Source organism: Bacillus sp. P4_D3, assembly GCF_056401855.1.
Map to the genome: position 1 here is coordinate 1 of NZ_JBFUIN010000871.1, position 1175 is coordinate 1175.

1 protein-coding gene and 2 pseudogenes are annotated in these 1175 nt (G+C 35.8%); all 3 read right to left on the minus strand.

Annotated features, from left to right (window positions below):
- Positions 1-19: 19 nt before the first annotated feature.
- Positions 20-466 (minus strand): annotated as a pseudogene (locus AC1DTM_RS27535) (response regulator); the annotation flags it as partial.
- 124 nt (positions 467-590) lie between these two features.
- Positions 591-704, minus strand: a pseudogene (locus AC1DTM_RS27540) (acetamidase/formamidase family protein); the annotation flags it as partial.
- Positions 705-835: 131 nt separating this feature from the next.
- Positions 836-1175: RNA-guided endonuclease InsQ/TnpB family protein (locus AC1DTM_RS27545; protein ID WP_477001381.1), on the minus strand; the 340-nt coding region annotated here is incomplete at its 5' end.

The following is a 1175-nucleotide window of genomic DNA, read 5'->3' on the forward strand; positions in this document are numbered from 1 at the left end:
CCCCTAAGTTTTAACACCCCCTAAGTTTTAACACAAGTCTTTCTGGATATAAACAAAGACCTTGTTGCTCAATCATTCGTTCTTCTAGTTTCGGTGCATAGTCTCCGTAAGCACGTCTTAAATGACTACGAATTTTTGCCATTACAACTTCATAATGAAAAGGCTTCGGAATAAAATCATCGCCACCATTTTCTAACGCCATAACTTGATCCATCGTACCTTCACGGGCCGAGATAAATAAAATTGGACATGTGGAAACCGCACGAATTTGACGACACCAATAGTAACCGTCAAAGCTTGGTAAATTAATATCTAATAAAACTAACTCTGGTTGTTCTTCTAAAAATATGTCTAACACATTTTGAAAATCCGATACAATAATTCCTTGGTAACCGTATTTCGCAACATAAGTTGATAATAGCTCTGCAATTTTCATATCATCTTCTACAATCATAATTTTAACCATTCTTAAACTCCTTTTAATTCACAATCTCAAATATACTTACACAAAATAAATACTACCTCTTTTTATTTAATCCGTAAATTAAAAAAGATACTTTTAAACAAAAGTATCTTTTTTCTATTTTTTCTTATTTAATATGACATTCACTCAAAGTAAATACCAGGTTCCCCACATAATACATCCCTAGTTCCATCCGCGCTGTTTTCAGCGGATCCACAACTTGACAAACTTGTGAACTACCCACCACTTAGTATCTCTTACGAGCTTACTTGAAGTGGGGGCTTCTCGGTTCATCGTTACTTTTGATAGCTAACGAATTTGTCYTAGGACAGCCGAGCTAACTCCCTTGTTCCAAAGGTTATTTCATACGATTTATATCAATGCTAATAATCGTATGGCTTCCTTTTTGATATTGATAGCTGCGTTATAGTCACGGCTTATTGTTAGTCCACACGAACACTCATACGTGCGTTCAGATAATGACATTTCTTTTTTGTTTCCACAACGACTACACATCTTTGTAGAAGGAAACCATTTATCTATTTTCACAAGCTGTTTGCCTTGCTCTTGTAGCTTATATGCTAAAAATGTCGTGAACATCCYCCAACCGTTATCAAGGGCACTTTTACCAAAGCGAAGTGATCGTGACATTCCTTTCATATGTAAGTCTTCGATTGCTACAACGTCAAAATGAGTAGCCAATTCTTTCGAC